Source organism: Bacillus sp. FSL W7-1085 (genome assembly GCF_038595035.1).
Taxonomy (GTDB): Bacteria; Bacillota; Bacilli; order Bacillales; family Bacillaceae; genus Bacillus; species Bacillus altitudinis.
Window position 1 is genome coordinate 955803 of the sequence record NZ_CP152000.1, and the last position, 26959, is coordinate 982761.

Annotated in this window: 27 protein-coding genes; 13 read left to right on the plus strand and 14 right to left on the minus strand. The window is 39.4% G+C overall.

Features of this window, described 5'->3' with window-relative positions; translation table 11 throughout:
* Positions 1 to 40 precede the first annotated feature (40 nt).
* Positions 41 to 1372 (minus strand): hemolysin family protein, encoded by a 1332-nt coding sequence (locus tag MKY11_RS04785; protein WP_008348975.1) that lies wholly within the window; start codon positions 1370 to 1372, stop codon positions 41 to 43.
* A gap of 58 nt (positions 1373 to 1430) precedes the next feature.
* Positions 1431 to 1871, minus strand: a complete 441-nt coding sequence (locus tag MKY11_RS04790; protein WP_034620022.1) for a MerR family transcriptional regulator — start codon at positions 1869 to 1871, stop codon at positions 1431 to 1433.
* Between the two features lie 335 nt (positions 1872 to 2206).
* Here MKY11_RS04790 and MKY11_RS04795 point away from each other — a divergent pair, with 335 nt between their 5' ends.
* Both MKY11_RS04795 and MKY11_RS04800 read left to right on the plus strand, forming a co-directional pair.
* Positions 2207 to 3589: a hemolysin family protein gene (locus tag MKY11_RS04795; RefSeq protein ID WP_342501899.1), complete on the plus strand. Its 1383-nt coding sequence runs from the start codon at positions 2207 to 2209 to the stop codon at positions 3587 to 3589.
* Positions 3590 to 3678: 89 nt separating this feature from the next.
* Positions 3679 to 4071, plus strand: coding sequence for a hypothetical protein (locus tag MKY11_RS04800; RefSeq protein ID WP_024719967.1), 393 nt, complete (start codon positions 3679 to 3681; stop codon positions 4069 to 4071).
* Here the strand turns inward: MKY11_RS04800 and MKY11_RS04805 are convergent.
* Genes MKY11_RS04805 through MKY11_RS04815 form a run of 3 tightly spaced genes read right to left on the minus strand, consistent with a single transcriptional unit; the run spans position 4068 to position 5551 of the window.
* The gene (locus MKY11_RS04805; protein ID WP_007497111.1) at positions 4068 to 4433 is read right to left on the minus strand and encodes a CrcB family protein; all 366 of its coding nucleotides are present in this window, start codon (positions 4431 to 4433) and stop codon (positions 4068 to 4070) included. The genes MKY11_RS04800 and MKY11_RS04805 overlap by 4 nt on opposite strands.
* Positions 4434 to 4835, minus strand: a complete 402-nt coding sequence (gene crcB / locus MKY11_RS04810) for a fluoride efflux transporter CrcB (protein ID WP_034647784.1) — start codon at positions 4833 to 4835, stop codon at positions 4434 to 4436.
* The gene (locus MKY11_RS04815; protein WP_163116643.1) at positions 4835 to 5551 is read right to left on the minus strand and encodes a glycerophosphodiester phosphodiesterase family protein; all 717 of its coding nucleotides are present in this window, start codon (positions 5549 to 5551) and stop codon (positions 4835 to 4837) included. Before MKY11_RS04815 ends, crcB begins: the two co-directional genes overlap by 1 nt.
* Positions 5552 to 5857: 306 nt before the next feature.
* Between MKY11_RS04815 and MKY11_RS04820 the strand changes: the two genes are divergently transcribed.
* From MKY11_RS04820 to MKY11_RS04830, 3 genes are all read left to right on the plus strand, one after another.
* The gene (locus MKY11_RS04820; RefSeq protein WP_008359843.1) at positions 5858 to 5959 is read left to right on the plus strand and encodes a YhdX family protein; all 102 of its coding nucleotides are present in this window, start codon (positions 5858 to 5860) and stop codon (positions 5957 to 5959) included.
* A 164-nt stretch (positions 5960 to 6123) separates the two neighbouring features.
* Positions 6124 to 7212, plus strand: coding sequence for a mechanosensitive ion channel family protein (locus MKY11_RS04825; protein ID WP_047946622.1), 1089 nt, complete (start codon positions 6124 to 6126; stop codon positions 7210 to 7212).
* A gap of 14 nt (positions 7213 to 7226) precedes the next feature.
* The gene (locus MKY11_RS04830) at positions 7227 to 7973 is read left to right on the plus strand and encodes an NAD-dependent protein deacylase (protein ID WP_047946621.1); all 747 of its coding nucleotides are present in this window, start codon (positions 7227 to 7229) and stop codon (positions 7971 to 7973) included.
* 38 nt (positions 7974 to 8011) lie between these two features.
* On the opposite strand, the gene MKY11_RS04835 is transcribed toward MKY11_RS04830, so the two are convergent.
* Entirely contained in the window at positions 8012 to 8866 is an 855-nt protein-coding gene (locus MKY11_RS04835) for a polysaccharide deacetylase family protein (protein ID WP_047946620.1), read from the minus strand.
* 295 nt (positions 8867 to 9161) lie between these two features.
* Between MKY11_RS04835 and dat the strand changes: the two genes are divergently transcribed.
* Positions 9162 to 10016 carry a D-amino-acid transaminase gene (gene dat / locus MKY11_RS04840; protein ID WP_024719973.1) on the plus strand — a complete coding sequence of 285 codons (855 nt, stop codon included), beginning with the start codon at positions 9162 to 9164 and terminating at the stop codon, positions 10014 to 10016.
* A gap of 47 nt (positions 10017 to 10063) precedes the next feature.
* Here dat and MKY11_RS04845 read toward each other — a convergent pair whose 3' ends face one another.
* Positions 10064 to 10570 (minus strand): universal stress protein, encoded by a 507-nt coding sequence (locus MKY11_RS04845; protein ID WP_165378801.1) that lies wholly within the window; start codon positions 10568 to 10570, stop codon positions 10064 to 10066.
* A gap of 559 nt (positions 10571 to 11129) precedes the next feature.
* Here MKY11_RS04845 and MKY11_RS04850 point away from each other — a divergent pair.
* From MKY11_RS04850 to MKY11_RS04860, 3 genes are all read left to right on the plus strand, one after another.
* Entirely contained in the window at positions 11130 to 12887 is a 1758-nt protein-coding gene (locus MKY11_RS04850) for an ABC transporter transmembrane domain-containing protein (RefSeq protein ID WP_342501900.1), read from the plus strand.
* Positions 12884 to 14899 (plus strand): ABC transporter ATP-binding protein, encoded by a 2016-nt coding sequence (locus MKY11_RS04855; RefSeq protein ID WP_041507522.1) that lies wholly within the window; start codon positions 12884 to 12886, stop codon positions 14897 to 14899. The genes MKY11_RS04850 and MKY11_RS04855 overlap by 4 nt, the downstream gene beginning before the upstream one ends.
* 255 nt (positions 14900 to 15154) lie before the next feature.
* Positions 15155 to 15808 carry a hypothetical protein gene (locus MKY11_RS04860; RefSeq protein ID WP_274661008.1) on the plus strand — a complete coding sequence of 218 codons (654 nt, stop codon included), beginning with the start codon at positions 15155 to 15157 and terminating at the stop codon, positions 15806 to 15808.
* Positions 15809 to 15919: 111 nt separating this feature from the next.
* On the opposite strand, the gene MKY11_RS04865 is transcribed toward MKY11_RS04860, so the two are convergent.
* From MKY11_RS04865 to MKY11_RS04895, 7 genes are all read right to left on the minus strand, one after another.
* Entirely contained in the window at positions 15920 to 16537 is a 618-nt protein-coding gene (locus tag MKY11_RS04865; RefSeq protein WP_039167593.1) for an NAD(P)H-binding protein, read from the minus strand.
* Between the two features lie 284 nt (positions 16538 to 16821).
* A complete protein-coding gene (locus MKY11_RS04870) occupies positions 16822 to 17025 on the minus strand; it encodes an alpha/beta-type small acid-soluble spore protein (protein ID WP_008348940.1) in 204 nt (67 codons plus the stop codon).
* 226 nt (positions 17026 to 17251) lie between these two features.
* Positions 17252 to 18358: a sn-glycerol-3-phosphate ABC transporter ATP-binding protein UgpC gene (ugpC, locus tag MKY11_RS04875; RefSeq protein WP_327855360.1), complete on the minus strand. Its 1107-nt coding sequence runs from the start codon at positions 18356 to 18358 to the stop codon at positions 17252 to 17254.
* Positions 18359 to 18495: 137 nt separating this feature from the next.
* A complete protein-coding gene (locus MKY11_RS04880; RefSeq protein WP_342501901.1) occupies positions 18496 to 19371 on the minus strand; it encodes a helix-turn-helix domain-containing protein in 876 nt (291 codons plus the stop codon).
* Between the two features lie 20 nt (positions 19372 to 19391).
* A complete protein-coding gene (locus tag MKY11_RS04885) occupies positions 19392 to 19601 on the minus strand; it encodes a YheE family protein (RefSeq protein ID WP_008348933.1) in 210 nt (69 codons plus the stop codon).
* 145 nt (positions 19602 to 19746) lie between these two features.
* Entirely contained in the window at positions 19747 to 21105 is a 1359-nt protein-coding gene (locus MKY11_RS04890) for a YheC/YheD family protein (protein ID WP_342473963.1), read from the minus strand.
* The gene (locus tag MKY11_RS04895; protein ID WP_342501902.1) at positions 21062 to 22168 is read right to left on the minus strand and encodes a YheC/YheD family protein; all 1107 of its coding nucleotides are present in this window, start codon (positions 22166 to 22168) and stop codon (positions 21062 to 21064) included. The genes MKY11_RS04890 and MKY11_RS04895 overlap by 44 nt, the downstream gene beginning before the upstream one ends.
* A 214-nt stretch (positions 22169 to 22382) precedes the next feature.
* Here MKY11_RS04895 and MKY11_RS04900 point away from each other — a divergent pair, with 214 nt between their 5' ends.
* The 4 genes from MKY11_RS04900 to MKY11_RS04915 all read left to right on the plus strand — a co-directional run bounded on the left by MKY11_RS04900 (position 22383) and on the right by MKY11_RS04915 (position 26921).
* The gene (locus tag MKY11_RS04900; protein WP_073415433.1) at positions 22383 to 23516 is read left to right on the plus strand and encodes a DUF445 family protein; all 1134 of its coding nucleotides are present in this window, start codon (positions 22383 to 22385) and stop codon (positions 23514 to 23516) included.
* Between the two features lie 122 nt (positions 23517 to 23638).
* Positions 23639 to 23995: a YlbF family regulator gene (locus MKY11_RS04905; RefSeq protein ID WP_008348927.1), complete on the plus strand. Its 357-nt coding sequence runs from the start codon at positions 23639 to 23641 to the stop codon at positions 23993 to 23995.
* Positions 23996 to 24441: 446 nt separating this feature from the next.
* Positions 24442 to 25308: a Cof-type HAD-IIB family hydrolase gene (locus MKY11_RS04910; protein WP_024719982.1), complete on the plus strand. Its 867-nt coding sequence runs from the start codon at positions 24442 to 24444 to the stop codon at positions 25306 to 25308.
* Between the two features lie 113 nt (positions 25309 to 25421).
* Positions 25422 to 26921, plus strand: coding sequence for a coproporphyrinogen III oxidase (locus MKY11_RS04915; RefSeq protein WP_113767243.1), 1500 nt, complete (start codon positions 25422 to 25424; stop codon positions 26919 to 26921).
* Positions 26922 to 26959 lie beyond the last annotated feature (38 nt).

Genomic DNA, 26959 nt, shown 5'->3' on the forward strand with positions numbered 1-26959 from the left:
AGAAAACGACCACTTGCTTAGGCAAGGGTCGTTTTTTTTCTTAAGAAGCGCCTTCTTCAGCTGCTTCTAATAGTTGTTCGTTTAGTTTTTTGACTTCGATGTATGCCACATGGTGTCCATCGACTTCATTAATGATAAATTCATAGCCTTGTTCACGAATCGCGTCATTTTTCTCGACTTCATATTTTTGTGTAAGGAACCAGCCGCCGATTGTGTCGACTTCTTCGTTATCAAGCTGAATACCTAGTAGCAGGTTAACTTGATCTACAAGGACCTTTCCATCAAAGATGTAGTGGTCTTCTCCCAATTTACGCACTTCGTTGATTTCATCAATATCGAATTCATCACGAATCTCACCGACAATTTCTTCAAGGATGTCTTCAACTGTTACAAGTCCTGCTGTACCGCCATATTCATCTGATAAAATGGCCATGTGTACTCGCTCACGCTGCATTTTAAGCAGTAGATCATGAACAGGAACTGTTTCAATTACATGAATAATCGGGTTTACAAAATGTTCGATCGTATCACTTGTGGAACATTCACCACTAATACATGCAGTGAGTACTTCTTTAATATTCACAACACCGATGATGTTGTCTTTATCGCCATCTTCAATTGGATAACGTGTATATTTCTCGACCTTGGTCACTTTCAGCATTTCCTCAATGGTAATATCGTGCGGGAAGCTGACAACTTCGGTACGAGGAATCATAATTTCTTTCGCCAGACGGTCATCAAATTCAAAAATTTTATTCACATATTTGAATTCAGACTGGTTAATCTCGCCGCTTTTATAGCTCTCTGATAAAATAATCCGCAATTCTTCTTCAGAGTGCGCCATGTCATGCTCAGAAACTTGCTGAAGACCGAACGCTTTTGTTAACAAACGAGCAGATCCATTTAATACCCAGATAAAAGGGAACATCACTTTGTAAAAAATCATAAGCGGTCTAGCAAATAGAAGGGACACTTGCTCAGCCTTTTGAATGGCGAGTGTTTTTGGTGCAAGCTCTCCAACCACGACGTGTAAAAACGTCATAATACTAAACGCAATAATAAAAGTGACAATAGAACTAGCTGATTGAGGAATGGACAGCTCTACAAATAGTGGAGCAAGCATGTGTGCAATTGTTTCTTCCCCTAACCAACCAATCCCAAGGGCGGTAATGGTAATACCGAGCTGACAGGCCGACAGATACTCATCAAGGTGAGTCGTGACATGCTTGACAGCAACTGCTGTTTTATTACCTTCTGCGATTAACTGATCAATTCTTGAGCTTCTTAAGCGAATGATCGCAAACTCTGATGCAACGAAAAATGCGGTTAAAGCTATAAGCAAAGCAACTATAAGTAAATTAACTATGTCCAATTAAGGCCTTCGTTCTGACTTTGAGAACGAAGGTAACACCTCCTGTTTAGTAAAAATTTTAACTTAACAGCAGTAAAAATGATTGGACAGCCGTCATCTTCTCAGGTGTAAGCTGTTCTTTTAATTTTTCACGTTGTTCTGGCTGAAGCTGCTTACAACGTACCAAAATGCGGTCCATATGCTCATTCATCCGATCGATATCAGAGGTTAAATGGACAAGTTCATCAGGATCTTCCTTTTGAGAAGGGAATTGTTCATCTAATCTGGATTTGATGTCAGAAAGAGCCAATCTCTGCTGTTTGCAAAGAACGATTAATTGTAATCGTTTTAAAGCATGTTCATCGTAATAACGATAATTAGAGCAAGATCTAACAGGCGCAAGCAACCCTAGATTCGTATAATAATCTACAGTTCGTTTCGTCACCTGTGCAATCTGTGCTAGTTCACCAATACGATACTTTTTCTCAGCCCCATCTGAACATCTCCTCCTAACCGTCACGTTATAGTTTATGAAAATAGTTTAATATAATTCGAGTCTGAAATACAAGATAATTGTTCAGATTTCCTGCCAATATGAAGAAACAAAGGGCATTTCCATCAATTTAGGTTGTCATCTCTAAAATACTGTAGCGATACAGGAATTTTCAGATTATTTATGGTAAGATAAAATGAATACCGTTTCATATATATGTAGAGAGACGGATTTTACGTGAACCGGAGGTGGTTAAGTGGGGCCCTCAAAGTAGTCTTATTTAATCAGTTAACCGTTTTGCAAAAGACAACATCATCAATCAGGAGGTGACTCCTTGTTCTTCTAAGAAAGAGCAAGGTTAAATGGACGATATTGTTAATCTGAGTATAGTCGGAGTTTTGATTGCTTTAACAGCTTTCTTTGTTGCATCTGAATTTGCCATTGTAAAGGTGAGAAGTTCAAGAATTAATCAGCTTGTTGCCGAAGGGTCCAAAAAGGCTATCATGGCGAAAAAGGTGACATCAAGGCTAGATGAATATTTGTCAGCCTGTCAGCTCGGTATTACAGTGACATCCCTTGGTTTAGGGTGGATCGGTAAACCGGCAGTAAAAGAACTTTTAGTTCGAGGTTTTGGTTTGACAAACATTCCTGATTCAGCAATCAGCCTGATCTCAGCAACACTTGCGTTCTCTATTATTACCTTTTTGCATGTAGTTGTTGGCGAGCTTGCACCAAAAACATTTGCCATACAAAAGGCAGAAAAAATGACGCTTTGGCTGTCAGGACCGCTGCATGCATTTTATATCCTTATGTACCCTTTCATTTATGTGTTGAACGGGTCAGCCCGTGTACTAACGAAAATGATGGGTATCGATATGGGGTCTGAAAAAGAACATTCCCATTCCGAAGAGGAATTAAAGATTTTATTATCTGAAAGCTTAAAAAATGGGGAAATCAACTCATCAGAGTATAATTATATGAACAAGATATTCGATTTTGATAATCGAATCGCAAGAGAAATTATGATACCGCGAAGAGAAATTTGTGCAATTCCAGAAGATATGCCGTTAGACGAAATACTGGCGATCATGACAAAGGAAAAGTACACACGCTTCCCCGTGTTTTCAGGGGATAAAGACCATGTCATTGGCATGCTCAACAAAAAGCAGCTCTTTGCAGATATTGTGTATCTAGGAGAAAAAGATCAACTGAAGCTTCAAGATTATATTTATCCAGTGATTGAAGTGATTGACACGATTCCAATTCAAGAGCTTCTCGTCAAGATGCAGCGCGATCGAATGCATATGGCGATTTTAACGGATGAATATGGCGGGACATCTGGACTTGTCACAACGGAGGATATTTTAGAAGAGATTGTTGGAGACATTCGAGATGAATTCGATGAAGATGAGCAGCCGGTCATTCAAAAGAGAGCGGAGCATCATTATATATTAGATGGAAAAGTGAGATTAGAGGAAGTTCAAGATTTGATCGAAATGTCATATCATGATGAAGAAATTGATACGATAGGCGGGCTAATCTTAAATGAGAACATTGATATCCGAGAAGGACAATCCATTTATCTTGATGATATTCGGATGAAGGTCTTGGAGATGGATGGACGCTATGTGAAAAAGATCGACCTGAAAAAAGGCGTCATATCATCAGAAAAAGAAAATACACGCACAGGGCTTGATATAAAAGAGCCGCTGTTAGTAAATGAAATGACCTTGAGCGAAAAATAAGCTCAAGGTTTTTTTAGGTATTTAGCCTCTTTTTTGAGAATATATGTTCGTATATAATAAGAACAAACGTTCGTAAAAGGGGGATGGACATGCTCTGGTATGAAACAGCAAGTATCGCGGAGAAAAAAACCTCAATGAAACGTATTGAGTTTCATTTAAAAAATTTCAAGAACTATCAAGCAGCCATTTTAAATATTGAAAGACAGCTTGAAAAGCGAAGTTCTCTCCAACATCATCATATGGCACGTCAAAAATTAGAAGAGCAGAAAAGTCAGTATGAACTGATTGTTGCTTGTATTGAAACGGCTTTAAAAGAATTGGATGAAATAGAGCAGCAGCTCATTGATTATAAGTATTTTCGAGATTGGCGCATGGCAAAATGTGCAATCGAAATCGGCTATAGTGAGAAGACACTATTTTTAATGAAGCGCCAGCTGATGGATCAACTGCTCATCAGCCTAGCTGCCATCACAGATATTTAAAACAGAAGTTGTCCTATTTGATAAAACGCCGCAAAAAGGCATAAAGAGCCGATGATTGTCACAAGTAAATAGGCAGCAAGCTTTCCTATTTGACGCTGCATCAGCATCGTCGCAGATTCTACACTAAACGTAGAGAATGTGGTAAAGCCGCCAAAAAAACCAGTTCCTATGATCACTAGCAGTGGATGATTGGACGTTACAGCGCCTGTGAGAAAACCTAAACCGGCTGCACCTAATAAATTAATGAAAATAATACTGTACGGGAAAAGGGCATGGGATGGAGTTTTCTGGATTGTTTGGCTGATGAAGAAACGACATGCACTACCGATCCCTCCAGCTACAGCTGTACAAAAAACAATCATTTATCTGCTTCCTTTCTGCTGCTTATTTTGATGAAAGAGCCGTTCAGCAAGGATCAGGCCTGCTAAAGCAGCGGCTACTCCAGCAATGACTGAGAGCAGGATGTACATCATACTTAAATTGAACTGCCCTGCCTGTAACAGAAGAACTGTCTCTTTAGAAAAGGTGGACATGGTCGTAAACCCGCCGCAAAACCCTGTTCCAATCAAAGCTGCAAGATATTTTTTTCCTTTCTGAAATAGAAAGTATCCTGTCGCAAAACCAAGAAGCAGGCTGCCGGAAATGTTTTCAATCATCGTTGCATAGGGGAATGTCTGGCTGATGACAGTTTGGCTTAGTTCATATCTGCAAAGTGTACCAATCAATCCACCGATAAAAACGGCGAAATAAGTTTTCATCTGCATCATTTCTCCTTTTGAAAAAATAGCGGGTTATCGGTTACCACACCATCAATTGGATATTTTTTGATTCGATCCGCTGTTTTTTGATCTTTTACAGTCCATATAAACACATCCATCTCGAATGTGTGGATGCGGTCTATCCACCATCTATTGATCATCGTTTTCTTCATATTAAGACAATTTGCAAACGAGCTGTATGTCGTTAACTTTCGTTTCGTTAGTTTAAATGCATCAGGCTTGATAATCAAAGCTGTGCGAAGAGAAGGGGCGAATGCTTTGATTCTTTGTAGTGCATGAACATCAAAAGATTGAATGATGATATGACGAGAATAGGCAAACCGATTGATGATGTCGACAACGGCCTTTTCGATTCCTATCTGCCGTTTTGGGTGTTTGATCTCGATCAATATCCCAATCCGCTGACTGTATCTTTCAAGAATTTCTTGTAATGTTGGAATTCGTTCATTCGTATACTGTTGGTCAAACCAGCTTCCTGCGTCCAGTTTTTTCAACTGATCAAGTGTATAGCTTTTGACTAAGCCGTTTCCGTTCGTCGTTCGCTCAACGGTATCATCATGGATGACGACGACGTGCTGATCCATTGTCATTTGTACGTCTAATTCAATATAATCTGCTCCTTGCTCGACAGCTACATCAAACGCAGCGATTGTATTTTCTGGGGCTGCGCTTGATGACCCTCTATGTGCGATAATATACACTTGCTCCAGCTCCCTGACATAAGTTCTGGTCTTATCATATCAAATGCTTTGGTGGTTTTCCTTCTTTACTATATGGAGAAGAAGAGCGCCGTATTATCATGGAACCTCATGTACCGAAAAAGCTTGATGTATCATTTTGAAAAATTTACAGGAATAGAGCAAGCTTTGATTGAGTAAACCTGAATTACATCAATTTTTCTTCGATCAATTTTGTCCAAATCGTCAGCGTTCGTCAAAATATTAGTGCTTTCGTCATGTTGACTGAAAATTCTGATGTTTTATAATGATGAAAAGGAGGCGAGATGATTGGGTAAAGGGAGAATTAGAGTGGAAGAACGTATTAAGGTCGAAACGGATGCTGAAATGTTTAAAGCGACTCTCCTTGATCAGGCTCAGAAGAAAAAGTAGTTTGCTGCCCGTCGATATGTCTCAAGCCAAAATTTCATAATTGAACATCATGCCTCGGGATAGGTCCCGAGGCTTTTTATATAGAGGTCAGACATTTAAGAGAGGACATAAACGAAGGTTATATTATAAACTAGAGAGGATTGTTTTAAAGGAGAGAGACAGAGATGTTTACACAAAAATGGATGGATACATATTTTACAGTCGATATTGCGATCCAAATAGGCATTAGCCTTTGTATTTTATTGCTTTTTTTATTACTTCGAAAAGTATTTACGAAATACTTGTTTCACCTGCTCTTTAAGCTGACAAATCGGTCTAAAACCGAAGTCATTAACCAAATTGTCGTGGCGTTTGAAAAACCTGCGAGACTGTTTTTTGTGGCACTAGGTTTATATTTTGCGTTAAGACAAGCCCCATACTTTGAGCACCATATGGATGTCATTGTCAAATTGTATAGATCTTCTATTATTTTGATGCTGACGTGGGGGCTTTGTAATCTAACCGCAGCTTCTTCCTTCTTATTTCAAAAAGTGAATTCAAAATTTGAATTAGAGATGGATGATATTTTAGCCCCATTTTTATCAAAGGTTCTTCGGTTTATGATTATTGCACTGAGTATTAGCGTCATTGCACAAGAATTTAATTATGATGTGAACGGACTTGTGGCAGGGCTTGGCCTAGGTGGTCTTGCTTTTGCGCTCGCTGCGCAGGATACAGTGGCGAACTTTTTTGGAGGAATTGTGATTATTACAGAGAAGCCTTTTACAATGGGCGATTTTGTAGAGACTCCAAGTGTACTTGGGACTGTAGAGGACATTACCTTCCGAAGCACAAAATTTAGAACACCTGCTGAAGCGGTGGTGACCGTGCCAAATTCGACCCTTTCAAAGGAGCCGATCACAAATTGGACGAGAATGAATAAACGTCAAATTACGTTCTCCGTTCGCGTATCTTACAATACACCGAAAGAAAACATTGATAAGTGCATCAAACGTCTGAAGCAAATGCTTTATGATCATGATGGGGTTCATAAGGAAACGATTATGGTGAATTTCGATGTGCTGGCAGACAGCTATTTAAACTTATTCTTTAACTTTTATACAAACACAACGGCTTGGTCTGAAAACCTGGATATTAAGCAGGATATTAACTATCGCATTATTGATATTTTCCATGAAGAAGGGGTAGAATTTGCTTTCCCTGGACAGACCATTTATATGAAACAAAAAGGTGAGAAACAGCTCGGTGAATAAAGGAGGAATGGTGGTTGGATCAAACAAAAGTGGCAGCGCTAAGAGAGAGATTATCAAAGGCCTCACATATTACAGTCCTTTCAGGTGCTGGGATGAGCACAGAATCGGGAATTCCCGATTTTAGATCAACGGGTGGACTATGGACAGAAGATACTTCTCGCATGGAGGCAATGAGCCGGTCCTACTTTTTATCACATCCGCATCAATTTTGGCCGAAATTCAAAGAATTGTTTCAAATGAAGATGAGTGGAGAGTACGAGCCAAACGCTGGACATGCTTTTTTAGCCAATTTAGAAAAGCAAGGAAAACGCGTGGATATTTTCACGCAAAATATCGATGGTCTGCATAAAAAAGCGGGAAGCCAGCATGTGTATGAACTGCATGGTTCCATTCAAACAGCTACATGTCCATCATGCGGGTCAACATACGAACTGCCTTATTTATTACAAGAAGAGGTACCGGTTTGTGAGCGGATTTCATCAGACGGCCGTACATGTGGACGAGTACTTAAAACAGATGTTGTCCTTTTTGGGGACATGGTGAAGCACTTTGATCAAGTGGAGAAATCGCTCCTGCAAACGGACATGCTACTCGTCATGGGAACGTCCTTAGAAGTGGCACCAGCCCGATATATTCCAGAAGATGCTGCTCATCATCCTTCCATCTTTAAGGTCATGATGAATTTAAGTGAAACGGAATTCGATCCGCTGTTTGATCTTGTCTTTCACGAACGAATTGGCGAGCTTGTGAATGCTTTATAAATCATAAAAAACCCGCATCCAATAGGTGCGGGTTTGCTTTATTGTTGAAGTGGCTTCATTGTTTCATCAAGGACTTCAAACGTGTAGCCCTTCGCCTTTAATTGTGTGATCAGACTGTTTAAGTATTTTGCAGTAGCTGGCTGATCATGCATTAAGATGATTTTTGGCTCTTTCGGGTACTTGGTTTCAAGTACCTGCAGCTGATTTAATACTTCTGGTACATATTTTGAGCTTTTATATTTCCAGTCAAGACTGTCAATGGTCCAGTCCCAGTATACAAAGCCTTTTTGTTTTAAACGTGTTTTTTGCTGGTCTGTTAAGTTTGGAGAACTGCCATAAGGTGTTCTCACAAGATGTGTATATTCACCAGTAACAGAAGCCAATATACGTTGATCTTCTTTCATTTCATTTACAGGAGAATCACTTTTTTGATAAAAGCGTTTCACATCATGCGTGATGCCATGAAGTCCTAATTGATGACCTTCTTGATGAAGTCTTTTCACAGCTGCTGGGTGTTCTTTGATTTGCGGCCCGAGCATAAAAAATGTGGCCTTCACTTGCTGTGACTTTAGCACATCTAACAGCTGATTTGATGTAGCAGAAGGGCCATCATCAAAGGTCAAAAAGATCGTTTGATCCGTTACATGTTTGTTTGGATTGATCTTAAAATGTGCATCTAATGTTTTTGGCGAATCATCTTTTGCTTTCAGACTTGTACTTGTGTCTCGAAATGGACTGCTCGCAGACACTTCATTCGGTTGATCTGCTGCCTGCATATTGGTTTTAGACATATCCCAAATGAAAAAAAGGATCAATATCAGGATGACTAGACCAATCGCCTTTGAGAGCAGCATCGTGTTTGAAGGTGTCTGTTTTTTCGTAACCCGTTGCATTACAATCGCTCCAATAAATCAGTAGTTTGTGTCGAATCATGTAGTGGATTCTGTCTTTTTTCGCTGTTTTTTGTCGTGCTCATATGGAGTAAGTATACAGGAAAAAAGAGCCTATGAATATAGAAGATGCTAAAAAATTGGAATCTTTTTGGTTATGAATCTATATTTGTTACAATAGAAGGTTATCCAGTCAAATGGATATGAAATAATTCTGAATAATCATTGAAACGTTTACATTTATCCGCTAAGATAGCATCAGATTCAACCATTAAGCAAAGCGAAGGGGAGATTCCATATGAAAGTATTGTACAATGGGGATTTTATTGAAAAAAAAGATGCACATGTTGATATTGAAGACAGAGGCTATCAATTTGGCGACGGAGTCTATGAGGTCATCCGCGTATATAATGGGACTTTGTTTACATTAAAAGAGCATACTGAGCGTCTATTCAAGAGTGCAAAGGAAATCGGCATTCATCTGCAAGGTACAGTATCCGATATGGAAGAGAATTTGAAGAAGCTAGTCGCAGATAATCAAGTGATTGATGGCGGCGTGTATATTCAAGTCACGCGAGGCGTCGCACCTCGTAAACATCAATATGGTGTACTTACCCCTCAGATTACGGCATATACATTTCAAGTGAAAAAGCCTATTCAAGAGCAGACAGCTGGTGTGAAAGCTCTATTGTCTGAAGATCTTCGCTGGTTAAGATGTGATATTAAAAGCTTAAACCTTTTATATAACGTCATGGAAAAGCAGAAAGCGTCTGAAGCTGGTGCGTTTGAAGCGATTTTAATAAGAGACGGCTTTGTGACAGAGGGGACGTCCTCGAATGTATATGCCGTCATTGACGGTGTCATTCGTACACACCCAGCAAATAACCTGATTTTAAACGGCATTACACGTAGAAAGCTGCTAGAGGTTTGTCAGGAAGAAGGATGTCGTGTGGAAGAAACCCGCATGAGTAAAGACGAACTTTTGCATGCACAGGAAATTTTCATCAGTTCAACGACAGCTGAAGTGATTCCAATTGTAGAGATAGATGGTCAGCCAGTTGGGGAAGGTGTTCCAGGAGAGATCACGAAGCGTGTACAGGAAGGGTTCCAGAAAAAAATTAAGCATGAAAGCGAAGCATCTATTTCTTCGTAAAAGGAAAAAGGCTGTAAACTAATGTTTACAGCCTTTTGTGATGACATTTATTTCACGATCAGTACAGGTATATCTGATTTGGACGATAACTTTTCACTCACACTGCCAAAGAGCATTTTTTTCAATCTGCTTTGGTCACGTGCTCCCATGACGATGAGGTCTGCTGAAATCTCTTCAGCGTATTCGATAATCGCTTCTGCAGGCTCCCCTTCAACAATTTCAATCGCAGCTTCAAACTGCTCTTCATTTAACAGCATTCTTGCTTCTGCAACGACCTCTTCTGTATGATCTTCAAAAATCAAGGGACTTTGCTGTTCATCATGAGGTACATACACAGGAGGTGTTTGAAGGTCTGCCATGCCGCCTCCGATATAAGCGCCGCCAGTCATTGGGCGAGGTGCATCAAACACCTGTCTGCTGGATTTCCCATCATGAGCGTAGGCAACGGTCAGCTTGGCATTCAACGTTTTGGCTAAAGCGATTGCCTTCTTTAATGCTTTCTTACTGTCTTCATGTCCATCAAACGCAACGACCATCCGATCAGCTTGAAACAATGTCCTCATTCCTTTCAAAAGGAGTCTATACGTTCATGGTATACCCGTTATGAGAAAAAGATACACATGAAAACGATTGTGTTTTTGTTAGAAAATTTCATTTATTGAAAAATATTTATTGACAAAATGGTGACAGCCACTATAAGATAAAAAAAGATTCAAGAGCCAAAAGGAGGAAATGTCATGTGCAACATCATTGGAAGAATGAAATCAAACTGCATGAATGGGTTGATTCACGTGACAATTACACCTTCATTGGTCATTGAAAAGGGACTCGTATGTTCCAATTGATCGGATGAATCAAGGCGTATGTTGCGTATTTGTCAACATGCGCCTTTTTATCATGTATAAAAGAGGCGTACCAGTTAGCTGGTTGCCTCTTTTTTTGTTGTATACATTTCGCATCTCGAAATAATGGAATGCATCAACAACTAAATGAAGAGGAGTGAAAGCATGTGAACATGCCAAAGGCAAGACAAATGACAAAAGTTCAAAAAACGAAACAAGGTGACAATCAGGAAAATATAGAAAGCGGCTAGCTTTAAAAGGAGAGACAAACATGTTTTCAGTATTTGTGAAATTAGGCTGGTTCTTTAAACAAGAGTGGAGGCGCTATACAATCGCCATTACGCTGCTGCTCATTGTGAATGTGCTTGAAATGCTGCCACCAAGGTATCTAGGTCAAGCAGTTGATGACATTTGGTCGGGTCAATTTACAACATCCAGTATCTTATTTTACGTAACCATTTTTTGCTTACTTGGTGTCAGTGTCTATGCACTCACCTACTTTTGGATGTATCAGTTATTTGGTGGCGCGAATGTCATGGAGCGTGTGATGCGCGGAAAATTAATGCGCCACTTACTTAAGATGACACCCACCTTTTATGAAAAGAAAAAAACCGGAAATTTAATGGCGCTAGGTACAAATGATTTGAATGCTGTGGCTTTAACAACGGGCTTTGGCGTTTTAACATTAGTCGATTCCACTGCTTACATGCTGATGATCTTTTTTACGATGGGGTTGACGATCAGCTGGAAATTAACTTTAATGGCCATTATCCCGATGCCGTTGATGGCGATTTTGATAGCGTTTTATGGCAGTAAAATTCATGAACGCTTTACAGTCGCTCAAGATGCATTTGGTGATATGAATGATCGTGTATTAGAATCAGTTGCCGGCGTTCGGGTGATTCGGTCTTTTGTACAGGAAAAACAAGATGTGAATCGCTTTCGAGAAATGACAGATGATGTTTTTCAAAAAAATATGAGAGTAGCGATCATTGATTCATTGTTTGAGCCGACGGTGAAATTGCTTGTGGGGATCAGTTATTTAATCGGTATCGGTTACGGCGCATATCTTGTGTTCCAAAGTGATTTAACCATTGGTGAGCTTGTCGCATTTAACGTCTATCTGGGGATGATGATCTGGCCAATGTTTGCCATTGGTGAATTGATTAATATCATGCAAAGAGGAAATGCCTCATTAGACCGGTTGAATCATACACTCAGTTATCAACCGGATGTAACTGACGCAGCCAAGCCAAAAAGATTACAAGAGCCTGGCGATATTCAATTTGAACATGTGACATTTAGGTATCCAACTTCCTCTAAAGATAATCTAACGGATGTCTCCTTTACTGTACGAAAAGGGCAAACGATTGGTATTACAGGAAAAACGGGAAGCGGAAAAACAACGATTGTCAAACAGCTTCTTCGTCAGTATCCGACAGGTGATGGGAAGATCTTGCTTTCAGGTGTTCCAATTGAGGACATTGAATTGGATCGACTGTTCCAATGGATTGGCTATGTTCCGCAAGATCATGTCCTTTTCTCAAAAAGTGTAGAAGAGAATATGCGTTTCGGTCATAGAGACGCAAGAGAAGCTGAATTAGCACAAGCGATTAAAGATGCTTACTTTGAAAAGGATTTACGCCTTTTACCAGAAGGCTTGGAAACCATGGTTGGAGAAAAGGGAGTGGCGCTGTCAGGAGGACAGAAGCAGCGGATTTCCATTGCACGTGCTTTATTAATTGATCCAGACATTTTGATTTTGGATGACTCGTTATCTGCAGTTGATGCAAAAACAGAAACGGCTATTTTAGAGAATTTAAGACAAAATCGTCATGGAAAAACGACATTTATTACAACCCACCGTCTATCAGCTGTAGAGCATGCGGATCTCATTCTTGTCATGGAAGAAGGACGTATTGTTCAAAAGGGAACCCATCAAGCGCTTATTCAGCAAGATGGATGGTATAAAGAGCAATTTCTGCGTCAGCAGCTGACAAATCAGCTGGAAGGAGGGGATGAGGCATGACAACAGGGAGAAGACTTCTTGCCTATGCACTCCTGTATAAAAAAGTATTGTCTGTTGCTTTGATCTTTCTGATCATTGCAGTTGGTGCTGAGTTGACAGGACCTTTCATTGGGAAAAAAATGATTGATGATCATATTTTAGGTGTAGAAAAACCGTATGTTGAGGTAAATGAAAAAACAGATAAAACGGTTTATTACCAGGGAAATAACTATATAAGAAGTGACCGGCTACAGAATCAAAATGAAGCTGGAAAGCAAATCAATGTCGTGCAAGTCGGATTTGGGTACTATTTTGTGAATGAACCGATTCGATTTGACGGGAGCCGGACAATAGAAGGGGATCAGCTCACCATTGAAAATGGGAGCGAGCGTGAGACGTATCAGGTACAGCGTTTATCCAAAGAGGAAATCTTTGCTTTTTATCAGCCGGAAATCAGTGGTTTGGTACAGCTTGTTCTATTTTATTTTGGGATGCTCGTCATTGCGATTTTCTTTCAATATGGGCAGCACTATTTACTCCAGCGTATTGCAAATCGCATTATTCAAAAAATGCGAGTGGATGTATTTGAACATATTCAAACGCTTCCGATTCGGTATTTTGATAATTTACCGGCTGGAAAGGTTGTCGCGCGGATTACGAATGACACAGAAACCATACGTGATTTATATGTTACAGTACTAGCGAATTTCGTTACAAGTGCCATTTACATGATTGGCATTTATACAGCCATGTTTTTATTAAATGTGAAGCTGGCGCTCATTTGTTTAGTGGCTGTTCCGATTATTTTCCTATGGTCGATGACTTATCGAAAGTTTGCGTCGGTTTACAATCACCGCATTCGTTCCATCATTAGTGAAATTAATGCCAAGCTAAATGAAGCCATTCAAGGAATGACGATTATTCAAGCATTTCGACATGAACAAGCAACGAAAGAAGAATTTGATGAGCTGAATAACAATCACTTTCGATATCAGCGAAAGATGCTTCATTTAAATTCACTGCTTTCACATAACTTGGTGAATCTGCTTCGGAACTTAGCATATGTCGCACTCATTTGGTATTTTGGCGGCGCGTCCTTAAGTGCGACGGGCATTGTGTCGATTGGGGTGCTCTATGCATTTGTCGATTATTTAAATCGTTTGTTCCAGCCGATTACAGGCATTGTGAATCAATTCTCTAGATTAGAATTAGCCAGGGTTTCATCTGAACGGGTCTTTCGATTATTAGATGAGCCAGGTACTGAAGTGGAAGAACCAATTCAGAAGAAACTAGAGGGACACGTCCAATTTCAGGATGTTACCTTTGCGTATAATGAAGGGAAAAATGTATTAAAGAACATCACCTTTGAGGCGAAAAAAGGTCAGACGGTAGCACTCGTTGGACATACCGGTTCTGGGAAAAGTTCGATCATGAATTTGCTGCTACGTTTTTATGATATTCAGCATGGGGACATCCTCATTGATGGAAAAAGCATCTATGATCAGTCGCGCCAAACGCTGCGTAAACAAATGGGCATTGTACTGCAAGATCCTTATTTATTTTCTGGAACGATCGCATCCAATGTTAGTTTGGGAAATGAAGACATTAAAAGAGAAACGATTGAAACATCGTTAAAGCAAGTGGGCGCAGCAGAACTATTAAAGCATTTGCCTGAAGGTTTTGATGAACCAGTTGTTGAAAAGGGGAGTACTCTTTCCTCTGGGGAGCGTCAATTGATTTCATTTGCCCGTGCACTGGCATACGATCCAGCGATCTTAATTCTAGATGAAGCGACGGCTAACATTGATACAGAAACAGAAGCCATCATTCAACGGGCACTGGATGTCGTCAAAGAAGGACGAACCACTTTTGTCATTGCGCACCGATTATCTACTATTAAGAAAGCTGACATGATTTTGGTGTTAGAAAAGGGTGAGATTGTCGAGCGCGGCAGCCACGAAGAGCTCATGGAGCAAGGCGGACTGTATGCGCAAATGTACGAATTACAAAAGGGAGCTGTGACGAGCGGCTGATTAAGTATTTTAATATAGAAAGCCTCTTTCAACTGAAAGAGGCTTTTCTCAGTGGTGAAACTCAAGTAACTTTAATATTAATAGGAATATATATTTTTGTAATTATGAATCAATATCACATATGTGAAATAAGATATGTAAAATGGTTAATTAATGAATTTTTATATATATTTTTTAGTTTTTTTATCCAAAAATATATGATTTTCTCTTATTTGTGATATTATATTCTTGTATCAAAAAACAGGAGGATTGAATATGAAGAGTAGAAAAAGGTTATTTAAGAACGTCATCTTGATTGCTGCAACAACATTAATTATTTCTGGATTTAGTGAAATTACATCATCTGCATCAGCAGCTGAACAAAAAGTACCAAAGAAACAAGTAGTTGAGACAAAAACGGATTTATCATCACAAATTCAATCATTTAAGACTGCTAATCAGGTTGGACAAGTTCATGCTTTAGGTAATATTGATTCTTCAGAATATGCTGCAAGGGTTACTCTTAATTTAAGCCAAGTTAGAAAAATGACATCTGCTCAGCGTAATATTTTTGATAAAGGATTTAATAAAAAAGATTACAGCAAGCTAAAAGATGCACTAGGCACAAGTGCGACTGTACTTGGATTGGTATTTGTAACTAGTACACCTGCAGGAGTAGTTGCGGGAGTGTCTGGTTTAATAACTACCTTAGCTCCTAGTGCTCGAGGTACTCTTAAAAATATGGTATATAATGGATATTGGCAAATGGGGTATTTAGAAGACTTTTTAACTAAGAATAAAAAATATGATCTTATAGATGTTCAATTGCCTTTCATTGAGTACAAAGTAAAAGGAAAAAGAATTAGATTTGTTACAGGAAAAGGTGTAGTAAAAAGAGTTCATTCAAAGTCAGGCTGGATTACTCTTTAATTGATTTTTTGGAATGTTCAATTTAATCTATTTTTATACTCATATTAAAAAGTCGAGGTGATTTTCACCTCGACTTTTTGAATTTCTCTGGCTACATTGGGTGTGTTTCCATCAATAGGCGATACCAACACGTTGATGCACAAATTCTTTTGAGTTTAACTGCTGATACAAAAAGTGTGCGGTATCTTCAACTGAGATTTTCTGTCCATCTATAGGGAGAAAATTCTTTTCATAGCGATATGACCGTGTCACTTCTCCATCTGGTAAATAGGTTGGGCAAATGATTGTCCAATCTAGTTCAGTTGATTGAAGAATTTCAAATGCTTTGGCATGTTCTTTAGCAGCTCGGGAAGTGGTTCGCCTTGATTCATTTGTTTCAAAGCGGTAAAGCTCAGGCTGCTGCCTTGCTTTCAAAATCCCCGCAGTGCCAATCGTTATAATTCTTGATGTTCCTGTTTGCTTCATGGCTTGTACGATATGCTCCGTTGAAACAGATAAAGTATCATCACCATCTGTTGATAGACAGCTCACGACAATATCTGATCCTTTAATTGTTTCAAGCACATCCTCTTGATTTCTGGAATTGCCGGTGACTTGAAACATACCCGCAAGCATTTCTTCCCGGTTTGTCCGAATTAACGAGCGAACCATGTAACGATCATCTTCTTTTACGAAACGAAGAAATGCTTGTCCTACACGTCCATGAGCACCGAAAAGAGCTATTTTCATCTGATCGATCCCTCCACTACATACTATAAGTGAAAAGAACTTAAAATGGTACAGTTTTATGTCATGCTTTTTTTATAAAGATGAAAGGACCGAATACTATGAGCATATTCACATAATAGAGAGAGACCGACAAATTGTAGAAGTTCAAAATTCACACCTGAAATAATGTCCATGAAGATCCGCTCCTTTCTAATACATCATATGAATTCAAAAGGAATCGGTGAGGGATAAAACCAAAAAAAGAAGACACCATAAGAGGTGCCTTCTATGATCCAGATATGAAATTAAGCTTTTGTTCCGCCAAGGTTTTGCTGAGCGTAAGATACAAGACGTTTCGTGATTTCTCCACCAACTGAACCGTTAGCACGAGCTGTTGTTTCTGCTCCAAGGTTTACACCAAACTCAGAAGCGATTTCGTATTTCATTTGATCGATTGCTTGCGCTGCTCCAGGAACTAGTAATTGATTTGAACTATTAGAATTTGCCATGATGTGAATCTCCTTTTTATATAAGATTTTTTTGGTTGGGTTTGCTGGAGTCGCACCAGCGAAATGACCAAGTCATTTGCCACTTGGCGAAACCCAATGCGGTAACTGCTTTGTACTAAATATTATGGTTCGCTACGAAAAAAAAATACGGAAAAAGAACATGGTAAATGTTGTTTTCACATACAAAAAACCACCACCCAATGGTGATGGTTTGTGGAACGTCTTCTTATTCAGCTGAGCGGATGCGCAGCTCAGTCTCTGTATCAAAGAAGTGCGCTTTATTCATATCAATGGCAAGAGGGATCGTCTGACCTGCCTGAATATCTGTGCGAGAATCAACACGTGCAATAAACGTTTGACCAGCGAGAGAAGAATAAAGCATCGTTTCGGCTCCCATTAATTCAGCCACTTCTACGTTTGCTTCAATTTTTGTTCCTTCAGAAGCCTCTATAAACACAGGCTCATCATGGAAATCTTCTGGTCTGATGCCTAGAATCACATCTTTTCCGATATAGCCCTGACTGCGTAATACTTTCATTTTTCCTTCTGGTATACGAATGTGCGTATTCCCAATGGCAATGGCTCCGTCAGACAGTTTTCCTGTAAAAAAGTTCATCGCTGGAGAGCCAATAAATCCTCCTACAAAGACATTCTCTGGGTTTTCATACACATCCTTTGGTGCGCCAACCTGCTGAATAAAGCCATCTTTCATGACAACAAGCCGAGTAGCCATTGTCATGGCTTCTGTTTGATCGTGTGTGACATAGATGAATGTCGTCTGCAGCCGCTGATGAAGTTTAGAAATTTCGGCACGCATCTGAACACGAAGCTTAGCATCTAAATTAGAGAGAGGTTCATCCAAAAGAAAGACTTTTGCATCGCGTACAATGGCCCTTCCAAGTGCAACACGCTGTCTTTGACCTCCAGACAATGCCTTAGGTTTTCGATCTAAGTATTGTTCAAGCCCTAATATTTTTGCAGCGTTTCGTACCCGCTCATCAATTTCTGCTTTAGGAAATTTTCGAAGCTTTAATCCAAAAGCCATATTATCGTACACATTCATATGAGGATATAAGGCATAGTTTTGGAAAACCATCGCAATATCCCGGTCTTTTGGTGCCACATCATTCATTCGCTTGCCGTCTAATAGAAAATCCCCTTGTGAAATTTCTTCAAGGCCTGCAATCATGCGGAGGGTTGTTGATTTTCCGCACCCAGATGGACCAACAAACACAATAAATTCTTTATCCTCAATATGTAGATTAAAGTTATCTACTGCTGTTACTTTGTTATCGTACACTTTATAAATTTGATTTAGCATCATTTCAGCCATAGGTGGTAGCCTCCCAGTCCTTTTTGAAAGCGCTTTACTTATAAATGAAGTGTATAAAAAGGAAGGGTGTCTGTAAATGGACAACGTGCACAACATCTTATTTTCATTTTTAGGCAAGGTGCTCATGATAGGATCATTTAAGAAAGATCGAGAAGATTCATCATGAAATAAGCAGCTGACGCTTCTTGAAAATGCCGTATATCTAGTCCTGTCCGTTCAATAAATTTATCAATCCGATACTGGAGGCTGTTTCGATGAACATATAACGCTTTTGCTGCCTGCGATGCATTTAAATTACACTGCATATAGGTCGTGAGAGTCCGGTAAACGTCCCGATCAAAGATTGTTTCTATAAATGCATCTGAAATAGCGGCAGAAACCATGTCTGTATCGTGGCGAATGAAAGCAGGTAAACATTGATAAAATGTTGCAACCCCTGACCTAAGTTTTCCTTGCTTCAGATGCCATAAAAAGAGCTGATGTTCATTTAATAATCTCATTTTTAAATTTCCATTCGGCAAATGCAGCTGTCCTTGCATGAAGATAACGTCTGTTAAAAAATCACTTGTGATGGCTTGAGACAAATCATGTAGCTGTTCAAGTTGACCATTTTCTGATGTAGCGTTTGTTTGAATGAGCATAGCTGTTTCAGTGCCTGTCCATATGAAATGAATATGTTCGAGGCTGCTGTTCACAGCCTCTTTTATTTGCTGCCTTTGTTCTGCTTGGTGATCCATTTTGAAAAAATAAACACGGACGGATTGATCGATGGTGATTGATTTGTTTTCAAAGAGATAGCTGTACCATTTCTGTTCTTCTTCCGTTTCCTGCGTATGAGGTACATCAATTGGTGTGAGGAATGAATTGAGAAGAAGCGCTTCCCTTTCTGTTAGCTCCGTTTTGTTTACTCCAAAAATTTCGCCTTCGTCTGTTTGATACCAGAGAATTTGTTTATCATTTGTTGGTGAACTGATGATATGGTGTCCGTAAACAAGTTTTAGTTTTTCTAACATGGCGAGGCTCCTTAAACAGTTTAATCATACACATGGAATAGCATTAATTCGTGGATTTCTTCTTTTAAGGTTGGCTCAACTTCATGAGGCGGAAGCTGAGAGCCCCATTCAATATCACCCGTTTTGTGATAAATGCCTTCATAGTGTGAACCATTATGAAAAAAGGATATTTTCCAGCCAGGTAATTGCGCTTTTTTAAAGAGAGGTTTCCATTGAAAATGAGAAATCATATCATCATTGCCTCCTTGCTTTTATTGATGAAACAATAAATACACACGACAATACGGAAACAACCTTGAACTTGGTTTTATTGTATCTCATCTGATGAAAAGAGCATAGGGAAAGCACAGATTTCAGAGACATGAAAAGAAAACATCAGTAGGCGTTTGCATGGTCTATAGGAGTAAGAGCCATTTGTGTTAGGTAAGATGCGTATTCAACGATTCTTTTCCCAATCAGCCATTCTGAGTTTTTCAATGGTGCATGCAGAAAAATCTCGCGGCCTGGACGAGAATTGGCTTCAAACATCCAGATAGCACCTAAGTGATCAATACCTAAGTCAAAACCAATTTCCCCAATCAGACCGGGCATTTTTTCATCTATCACACGACTAAGTGCGAGGGCAGTATCAGAGAGCTCTTGCAAAACCTTCAAACGTTTCTCTGCATCAGGAAAGATATCATACAGTGTTTTTACTGAACCACCATGCAGTTGATGGGTTGTGACAGTGTGATCTCCTGAAACTTTTCCAGCAGCGGCTGTAACAGTCCAATGACCATACTTATTTTTATTCGTATGAATTCTAAAATCCAGTGGTTGATTGTCTATTTGAAGAAGCTCAATGCCTTGTTGTGCAATCAAGTCTTGAATTGCACAATCTTCCCGCAGTTTTTTCACGAAATGGTCTACGGAATGATATGAAGTGGATTTCCCTTTATTTGAGCAGACAGTGATCCCGTTTTCCGCCTTCTTTAACTGATAAATACCGTCTCCGTGACTGCCGTTTGTTGGTTTTAAATAAATGACATGATGCAGATGAAGGAGTGTTTCTATTTTATTTAAAGCATCAACAGGATCTAATCGTATAGAATGTGGCAAGAAAGAGCTTGTTTTTTCATCTGTTAATAGCTGTTCATGAATGTCCCATTTATTAAAAAAATAAGGATTGAACCAAGGGATATCGTAATCTTGAGTGAGTTTTCGTTTTGTTTCTTGAATGAATGCCGACTGAGCAGCCTTTCTATTAGGCAGCCGGTCATAAACAACGGATGGGAGGGGCATCTGCTTTTTTACCCAGCGCTCCTCTTGGTAAAGCAAACCTTCTACTATTCCTTTATCCCAATCGATAGAATGAGTACCAAAAAGATATGCAAAACCAGCATGCTGCCTGCAAGATTGCAGCAATTTCATAAAATAGGAAGATCTTGCGCCTAAAGGTGCTGTATTTTGTTCGAATCCTGCAGTGAAAATGCCGATGAGAGGTCCTATATAGAGTGTATGTTGAACTAATATGACATCAGCTTTCGTTTTGTATGGAATGAGTAAAGCGCGATAAAGGTCTTCTGATAATAAAATCATTTGAGATTGATGATGATAGGAAATGGCGAAATCATCTACTAAACAAGAACCTAAAGCAATAGATAAAATTGCCTCCTGCTCTTTAAACTGAGCAGGGAGATATACTGTTTTTTCACTTGCTGAATGAGGAGCGATGATGTAGCGTTTTCTCTTCATAAGGAACCTCCTTTTCTTCAGCCATCATCGATTTGGCATGTTCAAGTATGGTCTGAATCAATTGATTCTCCCTCTCAGGGTAAGCTTTTAAAAAAGAGGATCGTCCTGGCTTTGATCTTACATTTGAGATGAAAAGCCTGCCTTCATTTGTATGAAGCAAGTCTATAGCGAATTCAATACACGGTGAGAAAGTTTTGTCTATAAACGCTGGAAGAGATGATTGAATGGAGGCAATATCATCTAACAACAGCTCCTTGATGTGTGGCTTTAATGAGTTTAAATAGTGATCAAAGGCTACCACATGAATGGAATTTTGTGTATTGCTTAAAAGGCTGTTTTCTACTGATGGTTTTGTATGAATTCCCATGCTATTCCATTGATTTGGTGAATTTTTTATAAGAAAAATCCTAATTTCATTGAATATAACGTCTTTTTGATCATTCGTGTTAAAAAATTGAAGGAAAGATCGGCCGATATACTTTTTGCACCAACGCTCAACCTCTTCTGAATGTGAAAAGGTGATGATTTGCTTAGCGTTTAGCTGCACAGTAATGAGTGATTTGTCTCTTAAAGAAATGAAGCAAGAGGGTGCTGCGTGCTGTTGAGAAAGCGGCTGTATTTTACAATATCCGCCCTTTCTGACCAAGTTGAGAAGGTCTGAAGGCTTTGTCAATAGAGAGCAGACAGGTAAATATGGTTGTAAAGAAGGGAGGAGACGGAGCTGCTCGAATAGCCGCATTTTATTTGAAATTCCAGTATTCAAAAAAAGGGTTTTTGGATACTTCTTTAACCAATTCATGATAGGTTTTGCTTTTTTAGATTGTGCGTCATGCTGATAAAGACAACGATCATAAATCAAGTCAGGAATCTGAAATTCTGACGCTTCAAATCCTTTGCCAGTCTTAAATTTTTGACCGTGAATGATATTTGAAGCAGGCTTTAAATCTAGAGGTGAAAAACGAACAACTTCTAAATCAAAAGAAGAGGCTGCTTTGGCAAGCTGATGTGTGAATGCTTCTTCATGCTTCGGAGAAAGAGTGACAATGCCGAGCGTTGACGTCATGAAACAACACCTACTTTTCAAATTCTTTTTTTAACATCTGAAAAACACTTTTTGTTGATTTTACATAAACTTGGCGTTCCTATATCATTACGACAGATCGTTGTCTCATATGTCACATTGAATGCTTCATTTGCTTGGACTCTTGACAACAACTATAATACGTATAGATAAAAACAATAAACTTCAGGTGTTGTTTGAAAGGTAGATGACGACTTTGGATATATTCACAACGTTTATCTTTATGATTGTGATAGGTGCAGTGATAGGGGCAGCAACAAACCATCTCGCGATTAAAATGCTTTTTCGTCCGTATAAGCCATATTATTTATTTGGGAAGCAGCTCCCATTTACACCGGGTCTCATTCCTAAAAGAAGAGATGAAGTAGCCAAGCAGGTTGGCGTCATGGTGATGGAGCATTTACTAACGCCAGAGGGTATTAAAAAACGATTTGAATCATCAGAGGCAAAGCAAGAGATATTGCGGACAGTGCACCGATATATTGATAAAGGTGCTAATATGGAAATGACGGTTTTCTCCATGTTAGAAAAATACGGTTTTTCACAGGCTGACGTTAGAGCTGACGCATGGCTTCATCAGTGGACTGATCATAAGCTCCACTCACTGCTTGAAAAGTATGATCAGCAAACATTGTCTGAGCTGTTGCCACAGGATGTAGAAAATAAGATTGCATCAAAAATTCCAGATGCCGCAGATTATATTTTAAAGAGAGGCATTCATTATTTTGAAAGTGATGAGGGAAAAGCAAGACTCGGTCATATGATAGATGATTTCTTAAAAGAACGAGGAATGCTTGGCAGTATGGTCCAAATGTTTTTAGGGAATTCAAGCTTAATTGATCGCGTACATCCTGAAATGATGAAGTTCTTAAAGAATGCAGAGACAAAAAGGTTTTTATCAGATTTACTTGTTCAAGAATGGGACAAGGTAAAGCAATTTTCTTTACATGAGCTTGATGAAAAATGGAATGTGAAGGAGCTTCTATTTAGTGTGAAAAAGCAATTGCTTTCACATTTTTCTACAAAGGTGCTGTTAGATAGACCAGTAGGAGTTTACATCAGTGCAGTAGCGGATGATCTTAAGACCAAATTTGCTCCATCTCTCATTGATAAAGGGGTTGAAGCCGCATCTAATGCGCTTGAGGGACTGCTCGCAAAGCTCCAATTTGAAGAAATTATTCGTGAACAAATTGAACGTTTCCCGCTTGAAAAAATGGAAGAGCTTGTGATCAGCATATCTAATAAGGAGCTGAAGATGATCACATTTTTAGGTGGTCTTTTAGGTGGATTGATCGGTGCTGTACAAGCGATTTTTGTCACCTTATTCTAAGGCAAGATCGAGAAATTTCGGTGAATTTATTGTATATATGTGAAACGAAAGCCATAGTTTGTTATAGTGGAGTGGTGTCCGCCGATCCATATCGGTGATAACGGATAGAAAGGAGACATAACATGTCTGTAAATCTTTATGATGTTGCATATGACCTTGAAAAAGCACTGCGTCATAGCGAAGAATATTCAGCGTTAAGAAATCTTTATGATGAGGTAAACGGGGATGAATCCTCTAAAAGAATGTTTGAGAACTTCCGTGACATTCAAGTAAACCTTCAACAAAAACAAATGACTGGGCAAGAGATTACACAAGAAGAAGTAGAGCAAGCGCAAAAAACGGTTGCACTTGTGCAGCAGCACGATAAAATCTCTCAGTTGATGGAAGCAGAACAACGCGTAAGTGTTCTCATCGGTGAATTAAATAAAATTATCATGAAGCCTCTTGAAGAGCTTTATGGAAATACTGAAGAAAATTAATTGAAAGGGCGATCATATTCGCCCTTTTTTTCATTCATATCGCCGCTTGTATATCTTTAAAAAAAGGGTTGTCGAAGCTCGTAAATTCTGCGATAATACTTATTGAAAGTGCTTTCAAAAAGCGCTATCGTGATGAATTGGGTGCGTTCCACTTTGGATTTACGGCGATGAGCCAAATGAGAGAGAAGCGCTTCTGGGAGAAAAGCAAAGCATAAGGGGATATGATATAAGCAATGCTTTGGTGTGTGAAAGATGAGGGGATCATGGGGAGCTTCATCACGCCATTGTTACGCATCCAAACCATACATAAAAAAAAGCCTAGGGGTAGGCTTTTTTTATTTGCGATTGAGGCATAAAACAAGGGCTGCTTCAACTGCATGTTCTAAAGCGCTAAGCTAGGGCATATCCTCATCGTAAGTACAGTCATCAAGAAGGGGGATGCCTCAGTGTCAAAAAAGCTACTTGCACTCAATATAGATGGAACGTTGCTTCGTTCCAATGGGAAAATCCATTCCGCTACAAAAGAAGCTGTGGAATATGTTAAGAAAAAAGGGGTTTACGTGACGATTGTCACCAACCGTCATTTTCGATCTGCACAAAAAATTGCCAAGGCGTTGAAAATACCAACTTCAACTCTTGTGACGCATAGTGGTGCATTTATCGCTGATAAGCTTGATGAGCCGCTCCATGTGAAGAAATTAACGGAAGAGAAAACATTTAATCTTGTGCAGATCCTTGAAAGCTTTGATTGTAATGTTCGCTTGTTACATGAAAAATTCTCAATCGGCAATCGGAAAAAAACACAGTCTCAACTGATGGGAAAAACGTTGATTCATCCGTCTGATCCAATTTTCTATCCCGTTCAATTTGTTGAATCATTAAGTGATATGCTCATGGATGAACCGGTTAGCACACCTGTCATTGAAGTGTATTCGACGGCAGCACTTCAGCCTGAAATCCACACAACCATTCAACAAGCATTCCCATCTGTTGATCTGATTAAGATCAGTGATGAGAAAATGAACATTGTATGCAAAGGGGTATCGAAAGAAGCAGGACTTTCTCTTTTAACCTCAGCACTAGGTTTTACATTAGAAGATACGGTCGTGATCGGTCACGGGACAGACGACATCCCGATGCTTGAGTTAGCTGGCTTAGGCGTTGCGATGGGGAATGCACCTCTTTCGGTCAAACGTAAAGCCGATTGGGTGACACGTTCTCATGATGAACAGGGTGTTGCTTATATGATCAAAGAATACTTTAGAATGCAGCAAAGGGAAGGTTTTTTACATCAATTTGATATTAAACGATAATATAGTGAAGGCCCTGTCTATTAAGAAATGGAAGGGCCTTCGTCTGTTCTCTTCATTGCTTTTCCTAGATGAATTTTGTAAAATGAAACAAGTTTGAAGATAAAGGTGATATGATGCGAATTTTAGTTAAAGGGCTGTCTAATGAACGATTTCATCGACCGCTTGTCAATATAGCCAATTTATTCGAGGAAGATAGTGAAGTGCTGTTTGATTCAGGTGAAGCAAACGATGGCCTGGTTATGGTGTTTGATTGGAAAGAAACTGGCGGTATGGTGGAGGCTTCTGGCCATATTGCTGGATCAGATATGACGAGTTGTTTTACAAGAGAGATGCCGGAGGGCTTGAACGATAAAGAGCGCTGGAAGCAAATCAAAAACACTGTGCTGTCTGTTTATTTACATCTGCTTCAGGAATATACAGGAATGACGCAAAAATGGGGGATTCTTACGGGGATACGCCCTACGAAATTACTTCATAAGATGCTAAGAGAAGGCATGACAAAGGAAGAAGCACATGCAGCGTTAAAGCGCGATTACTTGATTCATGATGAAAAGATCAATTTGATGCAGGAAATTGTTGATCGTCAAATCAAAGCCATTCCAGATCTGTACGATCTACAGGAGGAAGTGAGTATTTATATCGGTATTCCTTTCTGTCCAACAAAATGTGCTTATTGCACGTTCCCTGCTTATGCCATTCAAGGACAAGCTGGAAGAGTGGGAACGTTTCTTTTTGGGCTGCATTATGAGATGCAAAAAATGGGCGAATGGTTAAAGGAACATGGGATTAAAGTGACGACTGTTTATTTTGGCGGAGGTACTCCAACGAGTATTACAGCAGAAGAAATGGATTTGCTGTATGAGGAGATGTATCGCTCTTTTCCAGATGTGAAACATATTCGGGAAGTCACTGTAGAAGCGGGACGACCTGATACGATTTCACCTGATAAGCTGGAAGTGCTCAACCGTTATCATATTGACCGGATTAGTATCAATCCGCAATCATATGAGAATGAAACATTGAAAGCGATTGGCCGGCACCATAGTGTGGAAGAAACGATTGAGAAGTATCATTTATCAAGGCAGTATGGCATGAATAATATTAACATGGACTTAATCATTGGGCTGCCAGGAGAAGGGCTAAAGGAATTCCAACATTCCTTGCAGCAGACAGAAGAACTGAAGCCTGAATCTTTAACGGTGCATACCCTTTCCTTTAAGAGAGCGTCTGAAATGACCCGCAATAAGGAAAAGTATCAAGTGGCAGACCGAGAAGAGATCACACGTATGATGGATGAAGCGGTTGCTTGGACAAAAGCACATGACTATCATCCGTACTATTTATACAGACAAAAAAACATTTTGGGGAATCTCGAAAATGTCGGGTATTCGTTAGATGGACAGGAAAGTTTGTATAATATTATCATTATGGAAGAGGTGCAGACGATCATTGGCATTGGATGCGGCGCTGCGAGTAAATTCATTGATCCGCGAACCGGAAAAATTACGCAGTATGCCAATCCAAAAGATCCAAAGTCTTATAATGATCGTTATGAGCACTATACGGAAGAGAAGATTCAGTTTCTTGAGTCATTATTTGTTTCTCACATGTAAACACTGCGGTGACGCAGTGTTTTTTTCATTTGTAAAAG